Source organism: Microbacterium sp. (genome assembly GCF_035554235.1).
Classification (GTDB): domain Bacteria; phylum Actinomycetota; class Actinomycetes; order Actinomycetales; family Microbacteriaceae; genus Microbacterium.
Genome location: NZ_DATMIO010000138.1, coordinates 1 through 23,485 on the forward strand (window position 1 = coordinate 1; position 23,485 = coordinate 23,485).

Consider the following 23,485-nt stretch of genomic DNA (forward strand, 5'->3'; position numbering starts at 1 on the left):
GAACACCCCGACCTCGTCGGGGAGCACGGCCGCCGCCGGCGAGGCCATTAAAGCGAGCGTGCTCGCGACGGCGAGGATGCCGAGCGCAGCGGCGCTGCGCCGGTGCCATCCGGTTCTTCGCGCAGGAGGCCGTGCTGTCGAAGCGGCTGCCATGCGCTCGATCCTAGAGCGAAAGTCCTGGTCGCGGGGGTGAATTCACCACGCGGCCCATCTGCGGAACGCTCAGGAAGCGAGCAGCCGCCGCAGGTGCGTCCCGACCGCGGTCGTCTCGATGAGGAAGCCGTCGTGCCCGAAATCGCTCGAGATGACGACCGCCCGGTCACCGTCGAGGGCGCCGGGGATGCCCCGCGCGATGCGGTGCTGGCCGTCGATGGGAAACAGGCGGTCGCTGTCGATGCCCAGCACGAGCGCCTTCGCGCTCACGCGGGCGAGCGCGTCTTCGACGCCGCCGCGCTCACGGCCGATGTCGTGCGAGTTCATCGCCTCGACGAGCCGGATGTAGGCGTTCGCGTCGAAGCGACGCGTGAAGCGGTTGCCGTGGAAGTCGATGTAGGACTCGACGGCGAAGCGGCCGCCGTGACCGAGCGGGCTCACGCTCGATTGCCACGACCGCTGGAAGCGCTGGTTGAGCTCGGTGGGGCTGCGGTAGTTCAGCAGCGCCATCCGACGCGCGAGGGCGAGCCCGCGGTGCGGGCCGTCCCCGTCCGCCGCGTCGTAGTATTCGCCCCGCTGGAAGCGGGGATCGATGTGGATCGCCTCGAGCTGCACCGAGTTCAGGGCGATCTGGTCGGCGGTGTTCACGGGAGGGGCGGAGAGGATGCCGACACGGGACACGCGGTCGGGCAGGCCGACCGCCCACTCGAGTGCGTGCATGCCGCCCATCGAGCCGCCCACGACGGCCGCCCACGTGTCGATGCCCAGGGCATCGGCGAGCCGCGCCTGCGCCGCGACCTGGTCGCGGATCGTGAGATACGGAAAGCGGGACGCCCACTCGTAGCCGTCGGGTGCGATGCTCGCGGGACCCGTCGAGCCCTGGCATCCGCCCAGCATGTTCGGGGCGACCACGAACCACTCGTCGGTGTCGATCGGGGCGCTGGGACCGACGATGTCGTCCCACCACCCGCTCGTCGCATGCCCCGGCGTGGCGGGGCCGCGCACGTGGCTGTCGCCCGTCAGGGCGTGCAGCACGAGCACGGCGTTGTCGCGGTCGGCGTTGAGCTCACCCCACGTCTCGAAGGCGAGGCGGAACCCGGGCAGCTCGTGACCGCCCTCGGTGCGGAACGCCCCGAAGGCGGCGAAGCGCCGGTCGCCGGCGGGATCGCCGTCACGCCACGCGCCGGTCGCGGGGGGACGGCCGAGCAGCATCCGGGCATCGGCCTCGGTCACCGGTGCCGAGGGCACGGTGTCTTCGGATGTCTGCCAGTCCATCCCCTCATTCTCCTGGGCTGCCGGTGACGAAGGGACGCGTGTTACGGATGCCGGGCGCAGGAGCCCTAGGCGCGCGCGGCCTCCGACACGCGGCGCGCGGCGCCGAGTGCCTGCTCCAGGTCGGCCTTCAGGTCGTCGATGTTCTCGAGCCCGACCGAGAGGCGCACCAGGCCCGGTGTGACACCGGAGGTGAGCTGCTGCTCGGGCGTCAGCTGCGAGTGCGTCGTCGAGGCCGGGTGGATCACGAGCGAGCGCACGTCGCCGATGTTGGCGAGGTGGCTGAACAGCGTGAGCGAATTGACGAACTCGCGACCGGCCTGCACGCCGCCCTTGAGCTCGAACGAGAGCACCGCGCCGACCCCCTTGGGTGCGTACTCGTTCGCCTTCGCGTACCAGGGCGAGGTGGGCAGGCCGGAGTAGTTGACGGAGGCCACATCATCCAGGTTCTCGAGCCACTCGGCGATCTCCTGTGCGTTCTGCACGTGACGCTCGATGCGCAGCGACAGCGTCTCGATGCCCTGGATCAGCAGCCACGCGCTCTGCGGCGAGATCGCGGAACCGAGATCGCGCAGCAGCTGCACGCGCGCCTTGATGATGTAGGCCAGTCCGTCGCCGACGGCGGCGGTGTACGACGCGCCGTGGTAGCTGGGGTCCGGAACCGTGAGACCCGGGAACTTGTCGACGTTCTTCGACCACTCGAACGTCCCGCCGTCGACGATGATGCCGCCGATGACGGTGCCGTGACCGCCGAGGAACTTGGTCGCCGAGTGCACGACGATGTCGGCGCCGAACTCGAAGGGCTTGATGAGGTACGGGGTCGCGATCGTGTTGTCGACGATGAGCGGGATGCCGTTGGAGTGCGCGACGTCGGCGACGAGACGGATGTCGAGGATGTTGATCTTCGGGTTGCCGATCGTCTCGGCGAAGAACAGCTTCGTGTTCGGGCGGACGGCGGCCCGCCACTCCTCGGCGTCATCCTGGTTCTCGACGAACGTGACGTCGATGCCGAGCTTGCGCAGCGTGTACTTGAACAGGTTGTACGTGCCGCCGTAGATCGACGACGACGAGACGATGTGATCGCCGGCCTCGGCGATGTTCAGCACGGCGAAGGTCTCGGCGGCCTGACCGCTGGCCACGAGGAGGGCACCGGTGCCGCCCTCGAGCGCGGCGAGGCGCTCTTCGACGACGGCCTGCGTCGGGTTCTGGATGCGCGTGTAGATGTTGCCGAACTCGGCGAGCGCGAACAGGTTCGCGGCGTGCTCGGCGTTGTCGAAGACGTACGAGGTCGTCTGGTAGATCGGTGTCGCACGAGCCTTGGTGACCGGGTCGGGCTGGGCGCCCGAGTGGATCTGCTTGGTCTCGAAACGCCAGTTCTCGGCTGCGGACATGGTGTGGGCTCCTGCGTACGTGGGGTCGAATCGGGCGACCAGCCCGGTTCTGCCACGGTACGGCGGGGCCGTCTTGTCGACAATGAGCGGGACATGTGACGTAACACGGTCGGGCGTCGCTTCGGGGGCGCGCGGGTACCGTGGAGGCATGACGACGCGACGTGCTGTGGTGACCGGTGCCAGCTCCGGGATCGGGGAGGCGACGGTGCGCGCCCTCCGGGCGAGCGGGTGGGATGTCGTCGGTGTGGCGCGCCGCGCCGACCGGCTCGCCGCCCTCGAGGCCGAGACCGGAGCCGGCGCGTTCGCGGCCGACCTGACGGCCCAGGCCGACGTCGACGCCCTGGCCGCGTGGCTGGAGGAGTCCGGCCCCGTGCACGCGCTCGTGCAGGTGGCCGGCGGCGCCCGGGGCACCGATCGCGTCGAGAGCGGGCGGGCCGAGGACTGGGCGTGGATGTTCGAGGTGAACGTGCTGGCGACGCAGCGGGTCGTCGCCGCACTCCTGCCCCTGCTTCGCCGCGCCGCCGACGCCGACGGGCACGCCGACACGGTGTTCGTGACGTCGACCGCGGCGCAGACCGCGTACCCGGGCGGCGCGGGGTACAACGCGGCGAAGGCCGGCGAGGCGATGATCGCCCATGCGCTGCGGCTCGAACTCAACGGCGAGCCCATCCGCGTCGTGGAGATCGCCCCCGGCATGGTGCACACCGAGGAGTTCACGCGCAACCGGCTCGGAGGCGACCAGAACGCGGCCGAGAAGGTGTACGAGGGCGTCGAGCAGCCGCTCGTCGCCGGCGACGTCGCCGACGTCATCGCGTACGCCCTCAATGCGCCGGGTCACGTCAACCTCGACATGATCACGATGCGTCCCGTCGCGCAGTCCGCACAGCACCTGCTCGCCCGGGGCGCGCTGTCGGTGCGCCCCCGCTGATGGCGATGACCCTGCCCCAGCTGGCGGAGGCCGGCCTGGTCGACCCGGGCTGGGCCGAGGCGCTCGCGCCCGTGGGCCCCGACATCGCCGCGCTCGGCGAGCGCCTCCGCGGCGAGGTCGCGGCGGGCCGTTCCTACCTTCCGGCGGGCGACCGCGTGCTGCGCGCTTTCCAGCAGCCGCTCCACGACGTTCGGGTGCTCATCGTCGGACAGGATCCGTACCCGACGCCGGGCCACCCCATCGGGCTGTCGTTCGCCGTCGAACGGCATGTGCGCCCGCTTCCCCGCAGCCTCGGCAACATCTACCGGGAATTGGCCGATGACCTCGGCATCGAACCGGCCCCGCACGGTGACCTCTCCGCGTGGTCGGATCAGGGCATCATGCTGCTCAACCGCGTGCTGACCGTGGCGCCCGGGGCGCCGGCATCCCATCGCGGCTGGGGGTGGGAGAAGGTGACCGAGCATGCCATCCGCACCCTCGTCGCCCGTGACCGCCCGCTCGTCGCGATCCTGTGGGGGCGGGATGCCGCGAACCTACGGCCGCTGCTGGGCTCCACGCCGATCGTCGAATCGGCGCATCCGTCCCCCCTCTCCGCCAGCCGCGGCTTCTTCGGCTCGCGGCCGTTCTCGAGGGCGAACGAACTGCTCGCCGCGCAGGGCGCCGACCCGGTCGACTGGCGCGTCGCGGCGTAGGCTGGTCGCCGTGCTCGAGGAGGAATACCAGAGGCCGCGCCGCCTGCCGCGGCACCTGCGCGCGCCGTCCGGGGGCGAGCGGCCGTTCTCGTTCGAGCTGCGTCCCGCCGAGGCGCGGGACATCCCCGACATCCGCGAGATCTACAACTACTACGTCACCAACTCTGTGGTCACCTTCGACGAGAAGCGCTGGACGCTCGCGCAGTGGCGCGAGAAGTTCGAGCACCTGCAGAAGCTCGGGATGCCGTTCCTGGTCGCCGAGTCGCCGACCGGCCAAGTGCTCGGCTACGCGCTCGTGCAGCCGTGGTCGGGCAAGACGGCGTACCGCTTCACGGTCGAGAACTCGATCTACCTGGGTCCGAGTGCGGCCGGCAAGGGCCTCGGGCGGGCGCTGCTCGAAGGGCTCATCGAGGCGTGCGAGGCGGCCGGCATCCGCGAGATCGTGGCGGTCATCAGCGACAAGGGCGCCGAGGCATCCGTCGCCCTGCACGAGAAGCTGGGCTTCGAGGAGGTCGGGCGCATGGGCCGCGTCGGGTTCAAGTTCGGGCGCTGGCTCGGCACCATCTCGCTGCAGAAGCACCTGAAGCCGCAGAAGAAGCGCACGCTGTTCGGGCGCTGACCTCGTCGGCAGCGCTCACTGCTCGATTCGGCGGCCTTTGGGGCTGGGCGACGGTGCCGGTTTGTCGAACGAGCGCACCTCGTCGACGAGTTCGCGCCACGGGCCCTGCACCGCGCGGTCGGGGAGCTTCGCCTCCTTCGCCTCCGGTCCGCGGTGGGCCTCGATGTTCCACACGAACCGGTCCGCGCCGCCTTGACCGACCGTCGCGGAGTCCCACGGGCACTCCTCGATCAGCGCGATCCAGCGGGGTTCCTCCTTCGGGGGAGGCTCGGCACGCCACTCCCGCCGCACTCCCGCGATGCCGCCGGTGCGGACGACGATCACGACGATCGCGGATGTCGTGGCCTGGCCATCGTCAGGGTTGGGTGAGCTCATCCTCGATCACGCCGACGCCGATCCAGCCCGCCCGAACCGCGCGCGTCTCCTCCGAATCCTCACCGTACTCCGCCGCGGCGGCGCGCAGGGTGGCGTCGGCGAACTCCGAGAACGTCGCGGTCGGCGGCAGATCGCCGGTCAGCGTGCGGTACCAGATGCGCCCGGCGCGCTCCCACGCGTGCCCGCCCAGTTCGGCCGCCGTGAGGTAGAACGCGCGATTGGGGATGCCGGAGTTGATGTGCACCCCGCCGTCGTCGTCGGTCGTGCGCACGTAGCCGTCCATGTGCGCGGGTTGCGGGTCGCGGCCCAGCACGTCGTCGTCGTACGCCGTGCCCGGCGCCCGCATCGAGCGCAGGGCCCGGCCCTCGACGGCATCCGTGAAGACCCCCTCCCCGATGAGCCACGTGGCCTCGTCGGCCGTCTGGCCGAGCGCGTGCTGCTCGGTCAGAGCGCCGAAGACGTCAGACATCGACTCGTTGAGCGCACCGGACTGGCCTTGGTAGACCAGCCCGCCCTCCCGCTCGGTGACGCCGTGGGCGAGTTCGTGGGCGATGACCGACAGCGAGCCGGTGAACCCGCGGAACACCTCGCCGTCGCCGTCACCGAAGACCATCCGCTCGCCGTCCCAGAACGCGTTGTCGTAATCGCGGCCGTAGTGCACCGTCGCATCCAGCGCGGCGCCCTGGGCATCGATCGAGTCGCGGCCGTAGGCATCCCAGAAGAAGTCGTACGTGGAACCCAGCCCGTCGAACGCCTCGTTCACTGCGGAATCGGCCACCGGCGGATCGTCCTCCCCCCGCACCACCTCGCCGGGCAGATGCTCGAGACCCTTCGCATCGCTGATCGTGCGGTTGGGTGCCGGCGCCGGTTCGGCCACGAGCGCGCCGCCGTCGACCGACAGCCGCAGGCGCGTGCGCTCGCGCCGCAGATTCGGGTCGACGGCGAGCGTCTTCCGCGCGGCCTTCGCGGCCCGCGCGAACCGGGGCTCCGCGGCCGCGGCGATGCGGGCGAGAAGGTACGGCGGAACGATCGCGTGGGGGAGGCTGCGCATGATTCGAGGCTACGGGTGGCCCATGACATCGGGGTGGCGGCGTCGCGAACTTCGGAGAATGTCGCGAACTTCGGAGGTCTCGGGCGGAAATCGCCGAGCACGGTGACATTCGCCGATCTTGGTGCCGCGGGCTGGACGCAGACGAATGGATGCCGGCGTCCGGTCAGGCCGTACCGGTGTCGATGACCGGGATCGAGGCGAGGAGGCGCTTCGTGTACGCCTCGCGGGGTGCGAGGAGCACGGCATCCGTCGCCCCCTGCTCGATGATCCGCCCGTCCTTCATCACGGCGACGTGGTCGCACAGGCTCTGCACCACGCCGATGTCGTGGGAGACGAGGAGCAGGGTGAGTCCGTCGCGGGCGCGCAGCTCGGCCAGCAGCTCGAGGATCTGCGCCCGCACCGTCACATCGAGGGCCGAGAGGGGCTCGTCGCCGACCAGCACGCGAGGGCGATGCGCGGTCGCGCGGGCGAGCGCGATGCGCTGCCGCTGCCCGCCGGAGAACTCGTGCGGATAGCGGTCGGCCATGGATGCCTCGAGCCCGACCTCCCCGAGCACCTCACGCACGCGAGCCCGCCGGTCTCCCGGAATATCGAGCGCCCAGAGCGGCTCGCCCACGATGCGTCCGACGCTCATGCGCGGGTCCAGCGACGCGTACGGGTCCTGGAAGACGATGCCCGTCTGGCGGCGCAGCCAGTGCAGCGAGCCTGCGCTCGCCGCGGCATCCACCGGCCGCCCGTCGAACCGGATCGTGCCCGCCGTCGGAGTGTCCAGCGCCATCAGCAGGCGCACGAGCGTGGACTTGCCCGAGCCGGACTCGCCGATGACGCCGACCGCGGACCCGTCGCCGATGTCGATGTCGGCGTCCTCGAGCGCGGTCGTGGACCGCGTCTTCGCGAACAGCGTGTCGCGGGGCAGGGGATACCGGCGGGTCAGGCCCCGTGCCTGGATCAGCGCGCTCACTCCGCACCACCCGGCCGCCACAGGGTCGCCGTCGCGTCGCGCAGGAGGCCCTGCGTGATGACCGACCGCGGCGCGGAGAGGAGCTGGGCGACCGGGGCCTCCTCCACGACCCGCCCGTGTTCCAGCACGACGCCGTGCGTAGCGATCTGCGAGAGCACGGCGAGGTCGTGGGTGATGAAGACCAGCGACATCCCGGCGTCCTCGACGAGCGAGAGCAGAAGCTCGAGGATCTCGGCTTGGATCGTGACGTCGAGCGCCGTGGTCGGCTCGTCGGCGATCAGCAGCCTCGGCTCGCACGCGAGCGCAATGGCGATCGCGACGCGCTGGCGCTGGCCGCCCGAGAGCTGATGGGGATACCGCTTCACGATCGAGGCGGGATCGGGGAGCGACACGCGCTCGGCGGCCGCGATCGCCCGAGCCCGCGCCTCTGCCCTCGGGATGGCGTTGTGGATGCGGATCGACTCGGCGATCTGGCGGCCGACCGTGCGGATGGGGTTCAGGGCCGTGCGCGGCTCCTGGAACACGATGCCGATCTCGTCGCCGCGGAGCCCGGCGAGCTCCGCGTCCGGCATCCCGATCAGCTCGGTGCCGTTCCAGCGGACGCTCCCTCCGGCCGTGGCGCCTTCGGGCAGGAGGCCGAGGATGGCGAGGGCGGTGAGCGACTTGCCGGATCCGGACTCGCCGATCAGCCCGACCCGGGCTCCGTCGGGCACGGCGAACGAGATCCCGTCGACGACCCGTCGCCCATCGATGTCGACGGTCAGATCGCGCACCTCGAGGCTCACGAGACCACCGCCGGCACATGGCGGATCGAATCGCGGGGCGGATGCAGGGGATCCTTGCCCCGCGACAGCGTCGGGTCGGTCGCCTCGCGCAGGGCGTCGCCGAGCAGGTTGAGCCCCAGCACGGTGAGCGTGATGGCGAGGCCGGGCCAGATCACCGAGAGGGGGTGCACGGCGATGTAGCGCTGCAGGTCTGCGAGCAGCAGGCCCCACGAGGGCTCGGTGACCGAGGCGCCGAACCCGAGGTACGACAGGCCGGCCTCGGCGAGCACCGCGACGGCCATCGACCACGACAGCTGCACGATGAAGACCGGCGCGACGTTGGGCAGCAGATGCCGGGTGAGGTTCTGGACGGGCGAGAGGCCCGAGGCCCGCCCGGCGAGCACGAACTCGCTGTGCAGCACGCGGCGCAGCTCGGGGCGCGTGACGCGGGCGATGTTGACGCCGAAGCCGATGCCCACCGACCAGATCACGACCCAGAGCGATCCGCCCCACACTGCCGAGATCATCATCGCGATGATCAGCACGGGGAAGGCGATCAAGACGTCGATGAGCACCGCGACCCACTCGCGCACCCACCGCGTGGTCAGGGCCCCGAGCGCGGCGAGGGATACCCCCACGGCGGTGGCGACGAGCCCCGCCCCGACCGCGACGAACACCGTCGTGCGCGCGCCGGCGAGGACGAGGCTCAGGATGTCGCGCCCCGCCCCGTCGGTGCCGAGCAGGTGCGGCCAGCTCGGCAGCGCCCATCGATCGGCGATGTCGATCGAGCGTGGATCGAACGGTGTCCAGAACGTCGCGACGATCGCCGTGGCGACGATCACGGTCACCACGATCAGCCCGAAACGGCCGGTGGAGAGCCCCCAGAGCCGGCGGATCCAGAGCCCGCGAGTGCCGGCCCCCACCGCGTGTCCCAGTTGGGCCGCTTCCGAGGGGTCGCTTTCCGGCCCATCTGGGACGCGGGAGGCGTTGGTCACGATGCCTCCCTCTGCCGGGGATCGATGAGGCGATGGATCAGGTCGACGAGGAAGCCGACGACGAGCACGAAGCCCGTCAGCACGAGGAGCTCTCCCTGCACCTTCACGAGGTCGCGCGCGCCGACGTCGGCGACCAGCATCCGCCCGATGCCCGGCAGGGTGAACAGCTGCTCGATGATGACGGCGCCGACGATGATGCCGGCGACCTGCAGGCCGAGCACCGTGATGACCGAGAGTCCCACGTTCGGCAGGCCGTGCCGGATGAGCGCCTGGTTGCGGGTGAGCCCCTTGGCGGCGGCGGTGCGGACGTAGTCCTGGCCGACGGCCTGCAGTGTCGCGCTGCGCACGAAGCGCATCAGCATGGCACCCTCGACGATGCCGATCGTGATGGCGGGGAGGATCAGCGATGTGAACGCGAGCCACGGGGTCGACCAGCCGGTGCGGGGGAAGCCCTGGGCGGGAAGCCAGCCGAGCCCCACGGCGAACACCACCACGAGCATCATTCCGGCCCAGACGACGGGCACGGCCGCGAGGGCCTGGGCGCCGACCGAGAGCACGGTGCCGCCGCCCTTGCCGCGACGCATGGCCGAGACCACGCCGAGCGGCACGCTGAAGAGCACCGCGATGACCAGCGCCATGACGCCGAGCGGCACCGTGACCTTCGCCTTCGCCGCGAGCTCCGCCGCGACCGATGACCCGGTGAGCATCGAGGACCCCAGGTCGCCGCGGAGGACGCCGCCGATCCAGTCGAAGTACTGCGCCGCCAGCGACTGGTCGAGACCGAGCCGCTCGCGGATGGCATCCACCTGTGCGGGTGTGCCCTGCGTGCCGGCGATGAGCTGTGCGACATCGCCCGGCAGAACCCGCAGCGTCAGGAAGATCAGCACGCTGGCCACCACCAGCCCCACCAGCAGCAGGACCAGCCTCGTCAGCGCATAGCGGATCACGGCCGCGACACCCTACAGAGAGACCACTATCGCGAGACGGTCACTTCGGCGAGATCGATGCGCGAGTTGATCGAGTCGACGGGGAATCCGGAGATACCGGGAGCGAGTGCGGTGATCGTCTGGCCGTTGTAGAGCCAGTCGGCCGCGTGATCCTCCGACACGATGCGGGCGGCCTTCGCCAGCAGGTCGGCCGACTCGTCGGGATCGACCGTCGTGAGCGCCTCGGCGTAGAGCGCCTGCACCTCGGCGTTGTCGTAGCCGAAGTAGTAGTCGGGGTTGGCGAAGTTGCCGAAGTCCCGCGGCTCGACGTGCAGCACGAAGCTGAGTTCGTAGTCCTTGTTCGTGTAGACATCCTGAAGCCACGTCGCGAACTCGACGGATTCGACGGTCAGTGTCACGCCGATGTCGTTGTAGTCCGAGACGAGCACCTGCGGCACCGTGGTGCCGTAGAACGAGGGAATCGTGAGGGTCAGCTCGAGGTCTTCGACACCCGCCTCGGCCAGCAGCTCCTTCGCCCGTTCGGGATCGTACGAGATGACGTCGGAGAGGTCCTCGTAACCGGGGTCGAGGCGGGGGATCGGCCCATACAGCGTGGACCCGCCGCCGAGCGCCTCGACGAGCGCGTCGTGGTCGACCGCGAGGCGGAGCGCCTCGCGTACGCGCACGTCATCGAGAGGCGCCTTCGTGTTGTTGAACGCGAGCGTGCCCTTGTCGGTGGTCTTGCCCTTGGTGAGGGCGAAGCCGCTGTCCGCGAGCTGCGACGCGAGGTTCGGGTCGACGGCCGTCAGCACGTCGAGGCTGCCATCGAGGGCGGCGTTGACGCCGGCCGTGAAATCCGGGATGTACTGGAAGACGACCTCGGCGACCTGGGGGGCCTCGCCCCAGTACGCGTCGCTGCGCACGAACGTGATGCTGTCGCCCTGGCTCCAGCGCTCGAGGGCGAAGGGGCCGGTGCCGTTGGCATCGGTCTTCAGGTCGGTCGGGTCGCCCGCCTTGAACACGAGCCCGGCGGGCGTCGTGAGCGTGAAGAGGAAGTTCTGGTTCGGCTCGATGAGGGTGATGACCACCGTGGCGGGGTCGGGCGAGACGATCGAGGCGACGCCGGCGAAATCGCCGTGGCCGACGATGGTCTCGTCGTCCTTCACCTGGGTGAGCGACGTCACGACGTCCTCGACGGTGAGCGGCTCGCCGTTGTGGAAGACGATGCCCTCATTGAGCGTGAAGGTGTAGGTCAGGCCGTCGTCCGACACCTCGAAGTCGCTCGCGATCGCCGGGACGATCTCGCTGTCCTGCGTGCGCGAGACGAGCCCCTGATAGACGTTGTCGATGAGCACCTGCTCGAGGGCTGCGCCGCTGGTGTGGCGGATGTCGAGATTGTCGGGCTCGAGCACCAGGCCGACCGTCAGCGCGGCGTCCGGGTCGAGGGTCCCGGTCGCGGTCGGCGTCGCTGCGGGCGTGCCGGTGCACGCGCTCAGAACGAGCACTGCGGCCGCGGCCGCGGCGGCGAGGGAGGTGCGGCGGAACATGTGGGATTCCTTTCGGGATGCCGCGACATCGGTTGCTGTCCGTGCAGCGGCGGGCACTCGGGGCGGGATTCAGCCTATGGTCGGGGGTCGGGGGGTGGGGCGCGGTTACGAACAACGACGCGGGCGCGTCATGCGTTCCCGGAAGCCTCGTAGGCGTCGCGGACGAGGGCGGCCAGTTCTACCGGCGCGTACTCCTGCACGTTGTGCCCGGCGGGAACGGTGACGATGTCGGCCGACGGCACGCGGCGGGAGAACTCCTCGGCATCCGCTTCGCTGACGTAGCCCCGATCTCCCCGGATCAGCGTGATCGGCGCCACGGTGCGGGCGAGGTCGTCCCAGCCGCTCGGCCCGACCGTCGGGGGAGCGGCCGGCCCCGCGACCCCCGCGTCGCCCGTCGCCGGCGCGAGGGCGGCCGCGGCGAGATGCGCGAAGTGGTGCTTCCACTCGACGCGTCCGTCGGCGCGCACCCGCGAATTGAAGAAGACACCGCGCTCGGCGGCGCGGGGCGAGCCCCCGAGCCCGAACGACAGCGCGCGTTCGACGAGCTCGTCGCGGGTCGCCCAATCGGTCGGGCCCGCGAAGAACTCGCGCAGCTGCGAAGGGCCCGCGGAGGTGTCGATGCCGGGCGTGATGTCGACGACGACCGCCCCGCGGACCAGTTCCGGAGCGGATGCCGCGAGGCTCCCCGCCGTGAGCCCGCCCAGGGACTGCCCGACGACGAGCTGCGGGGCGTCGGTCCATGCGCGGATGCCCGCGGCGACGTCGGGCGCGAGCGTGCGGGGGGAGTAGTCGATGTCGTTCCGCCACGACGAGTCGCCGTGCCCCGGCAGGTCGATCGCGAGGGCAGGGAGCCCGAGCGCCACGATCGTCGTATCCCACGTGTGGGCGTTCAGTCCCGCGCCGTGGAGGAACGTCACGACGGGGGACTCCGTGCCGTAGCGCAGCGCGCTGAGCGTGCGACCGTCGGCGAGGGTGAGCGTCAGGCGCTCGCCCGCGGGAACCGTGAAGGCGCCTCCCAGTTCTTCGGCCTGCTCGGGCAGGAACGAGAATTCGTCGAAGGTGTGTGGGCCGGTCGGGGTGTGTGGGCCGGTCGGGGCGGAGGCCATGCGTCATCCTTAGGGACGGGGAGCGAGCGTCGCTACATTGTCCGCCCTTCCGGGCCTGCGCGCGTAATCGAATTGCAGAGTGCCCAATCCTGGTTGACGTTTGCTTGTCGGTTAGTGGTCGTTTGCCCAGCAATGATGCGCACAGTGATTTCTCGAGCGTAGGGCACGGCGCGTCCCGGCTTCGGCTGCGCCCTGCCCAGCTCCCGACCAGCACCCGCCCAGCGCGATGCCCAGCGCCCGCGCCCGCGCCCGGATCGGCCCATAGGCTGGGCTCATGACCGAGCAGCGCGTGCACCTCTCCCGTTCCGAGCCGGAGGCCTACCGGACGCTCGAGGCTTTCACGAAGACCGTGTACGCGATTGCGAAGGCGAACGGCATCGACACCCGGCTCAAGGAGTTCGTCCTGCTGCACGTCTCCCAGCTGAACGGCTGCGCGTTCTGCGTGCGCGTGCACGTCGATCGCGCGCTCAAGGCCGGGATCACCGCGGACGAGATCGCACAGCTGGCCGCCTGGCGGGACTCCGGCGTCTTCACCGACCGCGAGCGAGCCGCGCTCGAGCTCGCGGAGGCGTTCACCTTCATCCACGAGGCGGGAATCCCGGATGACGTGTACGACCGCGTCGGCGGCGTTCTGAGCGAGAAGGAATACGTGGGGGTCAGCTGGCTCTGCGTCTCCATCAACGCCTTCAACCGCGTGGCCATCGCGGGCCGCTATCCCGTTCCCCCACGGACCGAGGAATGACCGGCGACGCGATCGGCTCGCTCATTCCGGGTGCGGTCAACTTCCGCGACACCGGCGGACTGCCGGCGGGCGACTCGGTGACCCGATCGGGCGTGTTGTACCGGTCGGGCAACCTCGCACACCTCGAGGCCGAGGGCATCGCCGCGCTGCGGGCCCTGGGCGTCCGACGGATCATCGACCTGCGGGCCGACGACGAAGTGCGGTACGCCCCCAGCCGCATCGAGGGCCTCGACGTGGAGACGATGCGGGTGCCGCTGTTCCTCGGGTCTGTCACGTCCTTCTTCGAGCGCGACACCTCCCTCACCGAGATGTACCGCGCCATGGTGGACGATTCCGGCGACCGCGTCGTCGATGTCGTGCGGGGACTGCTGGGCGATCAGCCCGTGCTCGTGCACTGCACCGTGGGCAAGGATCGCACGGGCGTCATCGTCGCGCTGGCGCTCGCTGCCGCGGGCGTCGACGACGACGCCGTCATCGCCGACTACGCCCGCACGGAGGGAATGCTGCCCGAGTGGCGCAACCGGGACGTCGTCCGATGGTTGAAGACGATGCACCCCGAAGCCCAGCACCTCGAGGAGCTGGCGACGCGCTCCCCGGCACGTGTCATGAGTGAGCTGCTCGCCGACCTGACGAGCCGCTTCGGCTCGCCGGCCGACTACCTGCGGGCGAGCGGCCTGGGCGACCACGAGCTGGACGAGCTCCGCCGGGTGCTCATCGCGTCGTCATGAAAATGTCGCGTCGTGAACTATCGCGTCGTCATGAAGTGAAGCAAGGTTAGGCATGCCTATGCTTCGCGCTATACTGGTCTCGCCATGACCAACAACACCGAGCACAACGCGGCGGCCTGCCGGGCCAGCCGGCACACGCGCGTGCAGCACCTCATCACGGCCGACGAGCATTCGCTCGTCGACCTCGAGGTCCTGCTTGCGACCCTGCCCCTGTGCTCCACCGGCCGCATCTTCGTCGAGGTCGGCACGGCCGACGAGATCGTCGATCTCCCCGCCCCCGCGCGTATGACGGTCACGTGGCTGGACCGTTCCCGTCGCTCGGGAGAGCCCGGAACCGGTCGCGGCTGCGCACCGGGCGTTGCCCTCGCACGCGCCGTCACCGCGTGGGCCGACGAGATGCTGTGTGCCGACGACGACCACGGCACTTCGACTCCTTCGTCGCTCAGTACAGGCACCCGGGTGTTCCTCCTCGGCGGCTACCTCGGCACGGCCGACATCGTCGATCACCTCACGTCGTCGCTCGGTGTGCCCGCGGAGGCCATCCACACCCCCGAGCGCTTCGGCCTGCTCACCGCCCGCTGAGCCCGCGCGGCACGTAGTTGCCGTCCTCCAGGCCCGCCTCGATCTCGAAGCGGTTGCGCAGCGGATCCCGCCCCGCGAGCGTGTAGAGCACGGGCATCAGGATGCCGTAGCGCTGCCACTGCCGCTTGTGCACCGCCTCGTGCCGGAGGATCCGCTCGGTCGCCGCGTGCCTGCCGTCGCCCGTGAGGAAGCATCCGCCCACGCACACACCGCCGCGCGGGAACGCCCAGCGCGGCATCCCCCGGAAGACCCAAAGGCCGCTCCGGCGCTCGATCCTGCCGGTGCTCCAGAGCGTGCCCCACACCCAGCCCACCGTGCATCCGTACCAGTAGCCGAGGCGGCTGATGGGCGAATCGAGCAGGATGCCGGGGATCAGGCGCTCGATGCGCTCGCTCCTCGCGACGGCCTTCGTCGCCGCGGCGCGCCATCCTGGAGGGGGAGCGGCGGGCCTCACGCGAGGGCACCGACGATGCGGAGGATCGCCCCGAGGTCGTCGATCGCGGCGGCGGGCGTCGACGGCGAGAATCCGGTGATCGCGGCTCCCGCCAGGGGAACCTCCGCCCGCAGCGCGCCGATCGCCGCGACGAGCTGCGCCACCGTGAGCCCGAAGGGCTGCGCGGATGTCACCCCCGAGATCTCGGACGGGTCGAGCACGTCGAGATCGACATGGACGAACACCCTCCCCGCGCCGGTCGCGCGCACCGCCCCGGCCAGCGAGCCCGCCTCGGCGAACGCGTCGGCAGCCACCGCGGTCAGCGCGTGCGCGGCGGCATACTCCTGTTCCGCGTCGTCGAAAGAGCGCGTGCCGGCGAGCACGACGCGTGAGGGCGGCACCAGCCCCGGCTCGAGCGTGAGTCCCCGCACGCCCTCACCGAGAATTGCGCGCAGGACCATTCCGCCGAACGCGCCGGACGGCGACGTCTCGGGGCTGTGGAGGTCGGGGTGGGCGTCGAACCAGACCACGGCGAGGTCGTTCCCCTGCGCGGCGGCGTGGGCGACCGCCCCGACCGAGACTCCGCAGTCGCCGCCGACGAGCAGCACGGGTTCGGTGAGCGGGGCAAGGGCCTCATCGACGAGCGCGCGCGTGCGCAGCAGGGCGCTCAGCCGGTGCAGGCCGGTGCCCAGCGACTCGCCGGCCTCGGAGGGCACGTCGAGCACGGTGGTCGCCGAGCGCGGGAGGTCGTCGGCGATGGCGTGGGCGCCGTCGCCGAGCCGCATCGCGCGCGCCGACGGGCTTCCCTGCCACTGGGGGACGACGAGGAATCGGGTCATTCGCCCATCCTGCCGCACGCGGGGCACGAGCAGCTCTCCGAACCCGCACATGCCGACGGGCGCCGCCCCCAGAAGAGGGGCGGCGCCCGTCGGCATGTATACCCGGCGCTACGGGGTGTACGGCGCGCTGGGCGCGTCGATCGCGACCTGGGCGGGCGTGCCGCCGGCCTTCAGCGCGGCGAGGCGCGCCTCGACCTCCGTGAGCTCCCCGACATCCTCGAGGCTGTTGAACTGGGCGTCCAGGCTCGACGCGGCCAGCTCCTGCTTGCCGGCGGCGAGGGACTCCTGGCGGCGGATCTTGTCTTCGAAGCGTCCGAGCTCGCTCGTGGGATCGAGCACGTCGATCGACTTGACGGCATCGTGCACCTTGATCTGGGCCTCGGCGGTCTTGGCGCGGGCGAGAAGCTCGCTGCGCTTCGACTTCAGCTGTCCCAGCTTCTCCTTCATGCCGTTGAGGCCGTCCTTGAGCTTGTCGACGACCTCCGTCTGGGAGGCGATCGTGGGCTCGGCCGTACGCGCCTCGTTCTCGCTGCTGATCTGGCGCTGCAGCGCGATCTTGGCGAGGTTGTCGAACTTGTCGGCGTCGGCGGTGTGGCCGATCCCGCGCAGCTCGTCGGCCTTCTTGCTCGCGGCGAGGGCCTTGTTGCCCCACTCCGAGGCGGCCTGGATGTCTTCCTGGTGGTCGCGCTCGAGCAGGCGCAGGTTGCCGATGGTCTCGGCGATCGCGGACTCGGCGTCGGCGATGTTGTTCGTGTAGTCGCGCACGAGCTGGTCGAGCATCTTCTGCGGGTCCTCGGCGGAGTCGATCATCGCGTTGACGTTCGCCCTCAGGAGGGTGGAGATGCGGCCGAAGATGGACTGCTTTGCCATCATGTGGTTCCTTTCTGTCGAACTGCCTGGGTCTGTACGGATATCAGAGTGAAGTGAGGGGCGGATGCCGGTCGGTGCTGTGTCGCGTCGCTCAGAAGCGACCACCCCCTCGCCGGCCGCGCGTGCCGCCCCCGCCGAAGCTGCCGGGGCTCATTCGCCCGCCGCCGCCTCCGCCGAACATGCCGCCGAGGCCGCCGCCGGATGACCGGCCGCCACCACCGCCACCGCCACCGCCGAGCAGCGAGTTGATGATGAGGCCGCCGAGTACTGCGCCCATGACGTTGCCGCCGCCGCCGCTGCTGCCGCCGCCGAACATCCCGCCGCCCTGGGTTTCGAAGGCGCCGACATCGTTCTGTGCGTGCTGGATCGCCTGCCCGGCGAGCTGGTTGGCCCGCTGCGCGAGCGCGAGGGCCTGCTGTGGGTCGGATGCCTGGAGCTGCTGCGCCTGGACGAGGGAGGCCCCGGCCTCCGCCAGTCGCGTGCGGGCTTCGGCGCCGATCGCACCCCGGCGGGACACGATGTAGTCCTCGGCGGCGGAGACCTGCGCCTGTGCCTGGAGGATGCTCTGGCCGAGCATCTGCTGCGCGCGCTGCGCTTGCGCGGCGGCATCGCGGACGCCCTGGATGAGCGCATCGATCTGCGTGTTCGCCGCTTCGAGGCTCTGCAGCGCGAGCAGCGGGCGCCGCGCGGGCGCGGCCAGCAGTGTGCGGGCGCTGTCGATCTGCTGGCGGGTTGCGGCGATGACGCCGGCGAGGCGTCCGTCGGAGTCGGGGAGCGCGGATGCCGTGGCGATGTCGTGCTCGAGGTCCGCGATCAGCGCGGTCGCCTGCTTCTCGCCCTCCGCGAGGTCGGACCCGAGGTCGTCGATGGCCGTCTCGAGCAGCCGCGCCTGGGCGACGGCCTCTTCGGCGGCGCGGATGCCGACGGCCGCCTCGCCGCCCCTGCCCGCCCCGATGTCGCGCTCGGCCTCGGCGAGCTGCTCGTCGGCGAACGCGAGCCGCGACCGTGCCTGCTGGGGGTTGTCGGCGACCGTCGCGAGGGCGTCGGGGGAGTAGCGCTGCGACAGGGCCGCGAGCGACGCGTCGGCCTGCTCGATCGCCGCGCCCACCGCCGCCCGGTCGCCCTGCACGCGGGCGAGGGCCTCCGGCGCGTTCTGCTCGAGCTTGCGCAGGTCGTCGAACGCGGCCGCCTTCTCGTCGAGTCCCGTGTTGGCGTCGGCGCACAGCTGGATGATCTGCGCGTTCCATCCGCGCACCTGCTCCTCGGAGTCGGGGGTGCTGTCATCGAGCTGCTGCTTGATGGTGAACGCCTGCGACAGGTTCTGCTTCGCGGTGCTCAGCGCGGCTTCGAATTCGGTGGTCGCCGCGTCGCCGAATTGCGCCCGGGCGAAGCCGAGCTCCTCTTCGCTCGTCCTGACAGCGTCATCCGTCTGCACGAGCGCCGATCCGGCCTGACGTTCGAGGTCCGTGGTGCTGATCTGCTCGACCGGCTTCTGGCCGGGAGCTCCCGCACCGGCGCGCTTCCTGCGGCTGCGGATCACGAGCCAGACGACGAGGAGGATCCCGAGGCCGATGACCAGGACCCACAGGATGCCGGTGAACAGGCCGCTGCCGGCGCCGCCACTCCCGGCGCCGCCGACTCCCGCCCCGCCCCCGCCGGCCGCGCTCTCGAGACCGTCGGCCGCGGCATCCACTGCCCCCGCCCAATCGTCCGCCGCGAGCACGGGCTGCACCTGCTGCTGTTCGATCTGACCGAGGTCATCGGATGAGACCGGACCTTCGCTGTAGCCCGAGATGTAGAACTGGCGCGACTCGGTGGCCACGGCCAGCAGGTACTGCGTGGGGCCGAGCCCGTTCAGCTCCGCCGTGCGCGTCGCCCACTCCTCGGGGCCCGACGGGTCGGTGAACTCGTCGACGAACACGACCCAGAGGTCGACGCCGGTGTCCTCGCGCAGCTGCTCGAGGCGGGACTGCGCCTCGGTCTCCTCGGCGGGAGTGAGGGCGCCCGCGTCGTCGAGCACGTACCCGGAGCCCAGCTCCACGGGAGCGGTGGCCGACGCAGGCAGGCCCACCGCCGACAGCAGCACCGTGAGACCGGCCGCGAGCGTCAACGACCAACGCGCGCGCATGGCGCCACCCCCTCCGTGCGGGGCGCTCGGGCACCCACCCTTCCGAGTCTATGCACCCCGGTGCATGCCGCGGTAGGCGGCCGACCCGACCTCGGGCCGCCCCGCCGCGCCTCGTCGTGCCGCCGCCCTCCCGCGCCTAGGCTGGTGCGCCGCGGGAGGTTCGATGGACGACAGGTATGGTGCCGATGTGCTCGCGCCGGGATGGCGCGAAGCCGCGCACAAACGCGTGCCCACGCTCGAGGCGACGAAGGATCTCGTCGTCGAGGTCGCGGCCGACGGATTCTGCGGCGCGGTCACCCGAACCGACGGGCGCTTCGTCGAACTCGAGGACCGGCGCGGAGCGAAGCGGGTCTTCGAGCTCGGTCCCGGGTTCTTGATCGACGGCGCGGCCGTCGTGCTGGCCGTCCCACGGCGGGCCGCGGCATCCACCCCCGCCCGCACCGCGTCGGGCTCGTTCGCCGTCGCCGACGCGCGTGCGCGCACGGCGCGCGCCAGCCGCATCCTCGTCGAAGGGCGCCACGACGCGGAGCTCGTGGAGAAGGTGTGGGGCGATGACCTTCGCGTCGAGGGTGTGGTCGTGGAGTACCTGCAGGGCATCGATCTTCTCGACGATGTGCTGCGGGACGAGCCGCCGTCCGCCGAGCGGCGGTACGGCGTGCTCGTGGACCATCTCGTGCCGGGATCGAAGGAGACGCGCATGGCCGAGGCGGTGCGGCGCGGCCCGCACGGCCCGCACATCCGCATCGTGGGGCATCCCTTCGTCGACGTGTGGCAGTGCGTCACGCCGCGGGCTCTGGGCATCGAGCGGTGGCCCGAGGTGCCGCGCGGCATCGAGTGGAAGACCGGCGTGTGCCGGGCCCTCGGGTGGCCGCACGCGACGCCCGCCGACTCCGCCCGCGCGTGGCAGCGCGTGCTCGGGGCGGTGTCGTCGTACCGCGACATCGAGCCGGCCCTGCTGGGCCGCGTCGAGGAGCTGATCGACTACGTCACCGCCTGAGCGCGGGCCGCGCGCAGGCTCGCTGGTGCAGGAGTCGCCTGCACACGGCCGCCGGTGCAGGTTCCAAGACGCTGAGCCTGTCTGCGGTACGCAATAGCCTGGGAACGTGTCCACCGATGACCCCACGGCGCCTCCCGGTGCGGGGGATGGTTCCCCTTTGGCCGCGGGAGGATCTCCCCGCTTCCGCGAAGAGCCCGTGTCGTTCGTTCGGCGGAGCGGGCGGATGTCGGATGCCCAGGAGCGCGCGTTCGACGAGCTCGCCGACCGCTTCGTCATCGAGGTGCCCCGTGCCGCGGCGGCGACGTCGGTGCACGCGGATGCCCGGTTCGACCCGGCGTCCGTCTACGGCCGAACCGCACCCCTGATCGTCGAGATCGGATCAGGGCAGGGCCACGCGATCATCTCCGCCGCCCGGTCTCGCCCGGGAGACGACTTCCTCGCCGTCGAGGTGTTCCGGGCGGGCCTCGCACGCACGATGCTCGACGCCGACCGCGAGGGGTTGCGCAACCTGCGCCTCGTCGAGGCCAACGCCCCCGAGGTGCTCGAGACGCTGCTGCCCGAAGGATCCGCCGATGAGGTCTGGGTGTTCTTCCCGGATCCGTGGCACAAGAACAAGCACACGAAGCGCCGGCTGGTGAAGCCGCCGTTCGCCGAAACGGCGGCGCGGGCCCTGCGCGACGGCGGGGTGCTGCGCTTCGCGACGGACTGGGAGGACTACGCGCTCCAGATGCGCGAGGTCATGGACGCGGCGCCGGCATTCGAACGGGACTTCGCGGGGGAGTGGGCGCCGCGCTTCGGCGGCCGCGCGCTCACTGCGTTCGAGCGCAAGGGTGCTGCCAGGGGCCGCGACATCCGCGACCTGGCGTACCGGAGGAGGCCGCGCGCGTGACCGCACCGGATCGCGACGTCGTCCCGAGCGGAGGAGGCCCCGTCGACCGATCGGCGGAGCGCGATCGCTGGCGTGTGCTCCGTCCGCTCTCGCACCGCGACTTCAGGGCGCTCTTCAGCGCCGTCGTGCTCTCGATCTTCGCCGCCGGGATGTGGGCGGTCGTCATGGTCTACGCCGTGATCGGCGCCGGCGGCGGCCCCCTCGACCTCTCGCTCGTCGCGGCGGCCAACGCCACGGGGTTGCTCGTCTGCGCCATCCCGGGAGGGATCGTCGCCGACCGGGTCTCGCGGCGCCTCATCGTCCGCGTCGTCGAGCTCGTCAACCTCCTCGCGATCACCTCGGTCGTCGTGGTGGGCTGGGCCGGCGAGGTCGGCATCCCGCAGCTGACCGTCGTCGCGTTCGTGCTGGGCGCGGGCGCGGGGTTCTTCTTCCCGGCGTACACCGCGATCCTGCCCCGCATCCTGCCGCCGGGCCAGCTGCTCGCGGCGAACGGGCTCGAGGGCGCCATCCGCCCCGCCCTCCAGCAGGCGGCAGGACCCGCTGCGGCCGGCATGCTGCTGGCGGCGCTCCTCCCGGCGCACGCGGCATCGGTGATCGCACTCGCCCATGGCGCCGCGTTCGTGATCCTGCTCTTCCTGCGGCCCGAACCGGCGCTCGCCGAGGGCGCGGGCGACCAGTCCGCGAAGAGCGTCTTCCACGACCTCCGCGAGGCCATCGTGTTCACGGCGCGCACGCCGTGGCTGTTGTGGACGCTGCTGTACGCGACGATGTGGGTGCTCGTCGCGGTCGGGCCCGAGGAGGTGCTGCTGCCGTTCCTCACGCGCGAGCGGATCGGAGAGGACCCGCGGTGGTTCGGGTTTCTGCTCGCCGTCTACGGCGCGGGCGGCGTCGTCGGCTCGATCGTCGTGTCATCGAGAAAGCTCCCGCGTCGGTACCTGACGACGATGAACCTCGTCTGGGGCGTCAGCACGCTGCCGTTCATCGTGATCGGCCTGACCGATCAGTACTGGATGCTGCTGCTGTCGTGCTTCGTCATCGGATTCGGGTTCAGCTACGGCAACGTGATCTGGGGCACGCTCCTCCAGCGACGCGTGCCCAGGCACATGCTCGGGCGCGTGTCGAGTCTCGACTTCTTCGTGTCGCTCGCGCTCATGCCGCTTTCGATGGCGCTCGCGGGACCCCTTTCGGAGGTGCTCTCGCTGCAGGCGATCTTCATCGGTGCGGGCATCCTGCCGCTCGTCTTCGGCATCATCGCCATCTTCGCCGCGCGGATGCCGCAGGATGAGATCGCTCATCCGCTGACAGACTGACATCGTGCCCGCAGATCTCGATGCCGCTCCGCGCCCCGCGTGGTCGATGGGCCTGATTCCCGCGTTCCTCGTGTGCGCGGCCGCCGTCGCCTTCTTCGGCGTGCAGGTGGCATGGGCCGGCTACGTCCTCCTCGCGGCGGGGATGCTGATCGCCGTGCTCCTCGGATCGGGCCCGCTCGCGCACCGCTTCGCGAGCCCGGGCCCCAACCTGGTGCGAGATCTCGGGCTCATCGCGGTCGGCATGCTGATCGTGAGCTCCATTCCCCTGAAGGCCGAGCTCGACAACGGGGCGATGCTGCGGTTCACGCTCGCCCTGGGCGGCGCGGTGGCTGTGCCGTACGTGCTGTCGCGGTTCGCCTTCCGCGACTATGCGACGCGCTTCCCGTGGCGCGGCGGCGGTCGGTGGACGCGGTTCCAATGGACCTGGCTCATCGCCGTGCTCGTGCTGGGCTGGCTGATCCTGCCGTTCTACTTCATCACGTCCGGCGTCTATATGAACTGGCCGGTCGTGGACTCGCCCGAGCTCATCGCTCGCCTCTTCGTGGGCGTCGGGGCGGTCGGCATCTGGGACGAGCTGTTCTTCATCTGCACGGTGCTCGCCCTGCTGCGCCGGCACTTCCCGATGTGGCAGTCCAACGTGCTCCAGGCGATCGTCTTCGTGTCGTTCCTGTGGGAGCTCGGGTACCAGGCCTGGGGTCCCCTGCTGACGGTCCCCTTCGCGCTCCTGCAGGGGTACATCTTCGTGCGGACGCGATCGCTTGGCTACGTCGTGACCGTGCACCTGCTCTTCGACGCCGTCGTCTTCCTCGTGCTCGTGCACGCGCACAATCCCGGGATGCTCGACCGGCTCTTCCTGCTCTGAGCGGGGCGCCGTTCCTTCAGCCTCAACCTGAGGTGGAAGCGATTGGGCGGCGAGGTCTTGACGCGTGCACACGGCTGAGTATTGTCATGGTCACGAAGGAAAACGGACACGGAAGAACCTGAGAGGGATCGGACACGAGACACCGAATTCGTACCGATGAACGCCCCCGGCTCACGCCGAGGGCGTTCTTCGTTGCGGCCGACCGGCGAGCGGGCCCGACGGGAGGGGCGTCCCGTCAGTGATAACCTCGATCGGTGCGCCTCCGTAGCTCAGGGGATAGAGCGTTGGTTTCCGGTACCAAAGGTCGCTGGTTCGATTCCAGTCG

24 protein-coding genes are annotated in these 23,485 nt (G+C 70.9%); 10 read left to right on the forward strand and 14 right to left on the reverse strand.

Translation table 11 applies throughout. The features are described 5' to 3' along the window. Positions 1 to 222: 222 nt before the first annotated feature. Positions 223 to 1,428 (reverse strand): homoserine O-acetyltransferase MetX, encoded by a 1,206-nt coding sequence (gene metX / locus VNT50_RS07145; protein WP_325484416.1) that lies wholly within the window; start codon positions 1,426 to 1,428, stop codon positions 223 to 225. Between the two features lie 65 nt (positions 1,429 to 1,493). Next, the gene (locus tag VNT50_RS07150) at positions 1,494 to 2,816 is read right to left on the reverse strand and encodes a bifunctional o-acetylhomoserine/o-acetylserine sulfhydrylase (protein WP_325484417.1); all 1,323 of its coding nucleotides are present in this window, start codon (positions 2,814 to 2,816) and stop codon (positions 1,494 to 1,496) included. A gap of 148 nt (positions 2,817 to 2,964) precedes the next feature. Here VNT50_RS07150 and VNT50_RS07155 point away from each other — a divergent pair, with 148 nt between their 5' ends. The 3 genes from VNT50_RS07155 to VNT50_RS07165 are packed head-to-tail and all read left to right on the forward strand — an operon-like array spanning position 2,965 to position 5,055. Then, complete coding sequence (locus tag VNT50_RS07155) at positions 2,965 to 3,744, forward strand: SDR family oxidoreductase (RefSeq protein WP_325484418.1); 780 nt, start codon at positions 2,965 to 2,967, stop codon at positions 3,742 to 3,744. Next, the gene (locus VNT50_RS07160) at positions 3,744 to 4,436 is read left to right on the forward strand and encodes a uracil-DNA glycosylase (protein WP_325484419.1); all 693 of its coding nucleotides are present in this window, start codon (positions 3,744 to 3,746) and stop codon (positions 4,434 to 4,436) included. The genes VNT50_RS07155 and VNT50_RS07160 overlap by 1 nt, the downstream gene beginning before the upstream one ends. Positions 4,437 to 4,446: 10 nt before the next feature. Next, entirely contained in the window at positions 4,447 to 5,055 is a 609-nt protein-coding gene (locus VNT50_RS07165; protein WP_325484420.1) for a GNAT family N-acetyltransferase, read from the forward strand. Positions 5,056 to 5,070: 15 nt separating this feature from the next. Here the strand turns inward: VNT50_RS07165 and VNT50_RS07170 are convergent, their stop codons facing one another. From VNT50_RS07170 to VNT50_RS07205, 8 genes are all read right to left on the reverse strand, one after another. Continuing rightward, positions 5,071 to 5,430 carry a protealysin inhibitor emfourin gene (locus VNT50_RS07170; RefSeq protein ID WP_325484421.1) on the reverse strand — a complete coding sequence of 120 codons (360 nt, stop codon included), beginning with the start codon at positions 5,428 to 5,430 and terminating at the stop codon, positions 5,071 to 5,073. Continuing rightward, complete coding sequence (locus tag VNT50_RS07175; protein WP_325484422.1) at positions 5,411 to 6,481, reverse strand: M4 family metallopeptidase; 1,071 nt, start codon at positions 6,479 to 6,481, stop codon at positions 5,411 to 5,413. The genes VNT50_RS07170 and VNT50_RS07175 overlap by 20 nt, the downstream gene beginning before the upstream one ends. A 163-nt stretch (positions 6,482 to 6,644) precedes the next feature. Continuing rightward, complete coding sequence (locus tag VNT50_RS07180; protein WP_325484423.1) at positions 6,645 to 7,442, reverse strand: ABC transporter ATP-binding protein; 798 nt, start codon at positions 7,440 to 7,442, stop codon at positions 6,645 to 6,647. Next, complete coding sequence (locus VNT50_RS07185) at positions 7,439 to 8,227, reverse strand: ABC transporter ATP-binding protein (protein WP_325484424.1); 789 nt, start codon at positions 8,225 to 8,227, stop codon at positions 7,439 to 7,441. Before VNT50_RS07185 ends, VNT50_RS07180 begins: the two co-directional genes overlap by 4 nt. Beyond that, the gene (locus VNT50_RS07190) at positions 8,224 to 9,129 is read right to left on the reverse strand and encodes an ABC transporter permease (RefSeq protein WP_325484437.1); all 906 of its coding nucleotides are present in this window, start codon (positions 9,127 to 9,129) and stop codon (positions 8,224 to 8,226) included. The genes VNT50_RS07185 and VNT50_RS07190 overlap by 4 nt, the downstream gene beginning before the upstream one ends. Positions 9,130 to 9,197: 68 nt before the next feature. Continuing rightward, entirely contained in the window at positions 9,198 to 10,148 is a 951-nt protein-coding gene (locus VNT50_RS07195) for an ABC transporter permease (protein WP_325484425.1), read from the reverse strand. 26 nt (positions 10,149 to 10,174) lie between these two features. After that, positions 10,175 to 11,674, reverse strand: a complete 1,500-nt coding sequence (locus tag VNT50_RS07200; RefSeq protein WP_325484426.1) for an ABC transporter substrate-binding protein — start codon at positions 11,672 to 11,674, stop codon at positions 10,175 to 10,177. A gap of 128 nt (positions 11,675 to 11,802) precedes the next feature. Further along, entirely contained in the window at positions 11,803 to 12,780 is a 978-nt protein-coding gene (locus tag VNT50_RS07205; protein WP_325484427.1) for an alpha/beta fold hydrolase, read from the reverse strand. 274 nt (positions 12,781 to 13,054) lie between these two features. On the opposite strand from VNT50_RS07205, the gene VNT50_RS07210 reads away from it, so the two are divergent. The 3 genes from VNT50_RS07210 (at position 13,055) to VNT50_RS07220 (ending at position 14,832) form a co-directional block, all read left to right on the forward strand. Beyond that, a complete protein-coding gene (locus VNT50_RS07210) occupies positions 13,055 to 13,522 on the forward strand; it encodes a carboxymuconolactone decarboxylase family protein (protein ID WP_325484428.1) in 468 nt (155 codons plus the stop codon). Next, entirely contained in the window at positions 13,519 to 14,250 is a 732-nt protein-coding gene (locus VNT50_RS07215) for a tyrosine-protein phosphatase (RefSeq protein WP_325484429.1), read from the forward strand. Before VNT50_RS07210 ends, VNT50_RS07215 begins: the two co-directional genes overlap by 4 nt. 84 nt (positions 14,251 to 14,334) lie before the next feature. Further along, a complete protein-coding gene (locus tag VNT50_RS07220) occupies positions 14,335 to 14,832 on the forward strand; it encodes an SIP domain-containing protein (RefSeq protein WP_325484430.1) in 498 nt (165 codons plus the stop codon). Here the strand turns inward: VNT50_RS07220 and VNT50_RS07225 are convergent. The 4 genes from VNT50_RS07225 to VNT50_RS07240 form a co-directional block, all read right to left on the reverse strand. Then, on the reverse strand, positions 14,819 to 15,286 hold the full coding sequence (locus tag VNT50_RS07225) for a Fe-S oxidoreductase (RefSeq protein ID WP_325484431.1): 468 nt from the start codon (positions 15,284 to 15,286) through the stop codon (positions 14,819 to 14,821). The two genes, VNT50_RS07220 and VNT50_RS07225, sit on opposite strands and share 14 nt — an antisense overlap. Next, positions 15,283 to 16,104, reverse strand: a complete 822-nt coding sequence (locus tag VNT50_RS07230; RefSeq protein ID WP_325484432.1) for an arginase family protein — start codon at positions 16,102 to 16,104, stop codon at positions 15,283 to 15,285. Before VNT50_RS07230 ends, VNT50_RS07225 begins: the two co-directional genes overlap by 4 nt. 108 nt (positions 16,105 to 16,212) lie before the next feature. Then, a complete protein-coding gene (locus VNT50_RS07235; RefSeq protein WP_325484433.1) occupies positions 16,213 to 16,974 on the reverse strand; it encodes a PspA/IM30 family protein in 762 nt (253 codons plus the stop codon). 91 nt (positions 16,975 to 17,065) lie between these two features. Further along, complete coding sequence (locus tag VNT50_RS07240; RefSeq protein ID WP_325484434.1) at positions 17,066 to 19,102, reverse strand: TPM domain-containing protein; 2,037 nt, start codon at positions 19,100 to 19,102, stop codon at positions 17,066 to 17,068. Between the two features lie 163 nt (positions 19,103 to 19,265). Between VNT50_RS07240 and VNT50_RS07245 the strand changes: the two genes are divergently transcribed. The 4 genes from VNT50_RS07245 to VNT50_RS07260 all read left to right on the forward strand — a co-directional run bounded on the left by VNT50_RS07245 (position 19,266) and on the right by VNT50_RS07260 (position 23,160). Beyond that, complete coding sequence (locus VNT50_RS07245) at positions 19,266 to 20,099, forward strand: DUF3097 family protein (RefSeq protein ID WP_325484435.1); 834 nt, start codon at positions 19,266 to 19,268, stop codon at positions 20,097 to 20,099. A 223-nt stretch (positions 20,100 to 20,322) separates the two neighbouring features. After that, the gene (gene trmB / locus VNT50_RS07250) at positions 20,323 to 20,988 is read left to right on the forward strand and encodes a tRNA (guanosine(46)-N7)-methyltransferase TrmB (protein ID WP_325484438.1); all 666 of its coding nucleotides are present in this window, start codon (positions 20,323 to 20,325) and stop codon (positions 20,986 to 20,988) included. Between the two features lie 74 nt (positions 20,989 to 21,062). After that, positions 21,063 to 22,298: an MFS transporter gene (locus tag VNT50_RS07255; protein ID WP_414683952.1), complete on the forward strand. Its 1,236-nt coding sequence runs from the start codon at positions 21,063 to 21,065 to the stop codon at positions 22,296 to 22,298. Between the two features lie 46 nt (positions 22,299 to 22,344). After that, positions 22,345 to 23,160, forward strand: a complete 816-nt coding sequence (locus VNT50_RS07260) for a CPBP family intramembrane glutamic endopeptidase (protein ID WP_325484439.1) — start codon at positions 22,345 to 22,347, stop codon at positions 23,158 to 23,160. Positions 23,161 to 23,485 lie beyond the last annotated feature (325 nt).

Coding starts and splice junctions, on each gene's coding strand:
- metX (WP_325484416.1), bottom strand. CDS start 1,428: ATGGACTGGCAGACATCCGAAGACACCGTGCCCTCGGCACCGGTGACC.
- VNT50_RS07150 (WP_325484417.1), bottom strand. CDS start 2,816: ATGTCCGCAGCCGAGAACTGGCGTTTCGAGACCAAGCAGATCCACTCG.
- VNT50_RS07155 (WP_325484418.1), top strand. CDS start 2,965: ATGACGACGCGACGTGCTGTGGTGACCGGTGCCAGCTCCGGGATCGGG.
- VNT50_RS07160 (WP_325484419.1), top strand. CDS start 3,744: ATGGCGATGACCCTGCCCCAGCTGGCGGAGGCCGGCCTGGTCGACCCG.
- VNT50_RS07170 (WP_325484421.1), bottom strand. CDS start 5,430: ATGAGCTCACCCAACCCTGACGATGGCCAGGCCACGACATCCGCGATC.
- VNT50_RS07175 (WP_325484422.1), bottom strand. CDS start 6,481: ATGCGCAGCCTCCCCCACGCGATCGTTCCGCCGTACCTTCTCGCCCGC.
- VNT50_RS07200 (WP_325484426.1), bottom strand. CDS start 11,674: ATGTTCCGCCGCACCTCCCTCGCCGCCGCGGCCGCGGCCGCAGTGCTC.
- VNT50_RS07205 (WP_325484427.1), bottom strand. CDS start 12,780: ATGGCCTCCGCCCCGACCGGCCCACACACCCCGACCGGCCCACACACC.
- VNT50_RS07210 (WP_325484428.1), top strand. CDS start 13,055: ATGACCGAGCAGCGCGTGCACCTCTCCCGTTCCGAGCCGGAGGCCTAC.
- VNT50_RS07215 (WP_325484429.1), top strand. CDS start 13,519: ATGACCGGCGACGCGATCGGCTCGCTCATTCCGGGTGCGGTCAACTTC.
- VNT50_RS07220 (WP_325484430.1), top strand. CDS start 14,335: ATGACCAACAACACCGAGCACAACGCGGCGGCCTGCCGGGCCAGCCGG.
- VNT50_RS07230 (WP_325484432.1), bottom strand. CDS start 16,104: ATGACCCGATTCCTCGTCGTCCCCCAGTGGCAGGGAAGCCCGTCGGCG.
- VNT50_RS07235 (WP_325484433.1), bottom strand. CDS start 16,974: ATGGCAAAGCAGTCCATCTTCGGCCGCATCTCCACCCTCCTGAGGGCG.
- VNT50_RS07240 (WP_325484434.1), bottom strand. CDS start 19,102: ATGCGCGCGCGTTGGTCGTTGACGCTCGCGGCCGGTCTCACGGTGCTG.
- VNT50_RS07245 (WP_325484435.1), top strand. CDS start 19,266: ATGGACGACAGGTATGGTGCCGATGTGCTCGCGCCGGGATGGCGCGAA.
- trmB (WP_325484438.1), top strand. CDS start 20,323: ATGTCGGATGCCCAGGAGCGCGCGTTCGACGAGCTCGCCGACCGCTTC.
- VNT50_RS07260 (WP_325484439.1), top strand. CDS start 22,345: ATGGGCCTGATTCCCGCGTTCCTCGTGTGCGCGGCCGCCGTCGCCTTC.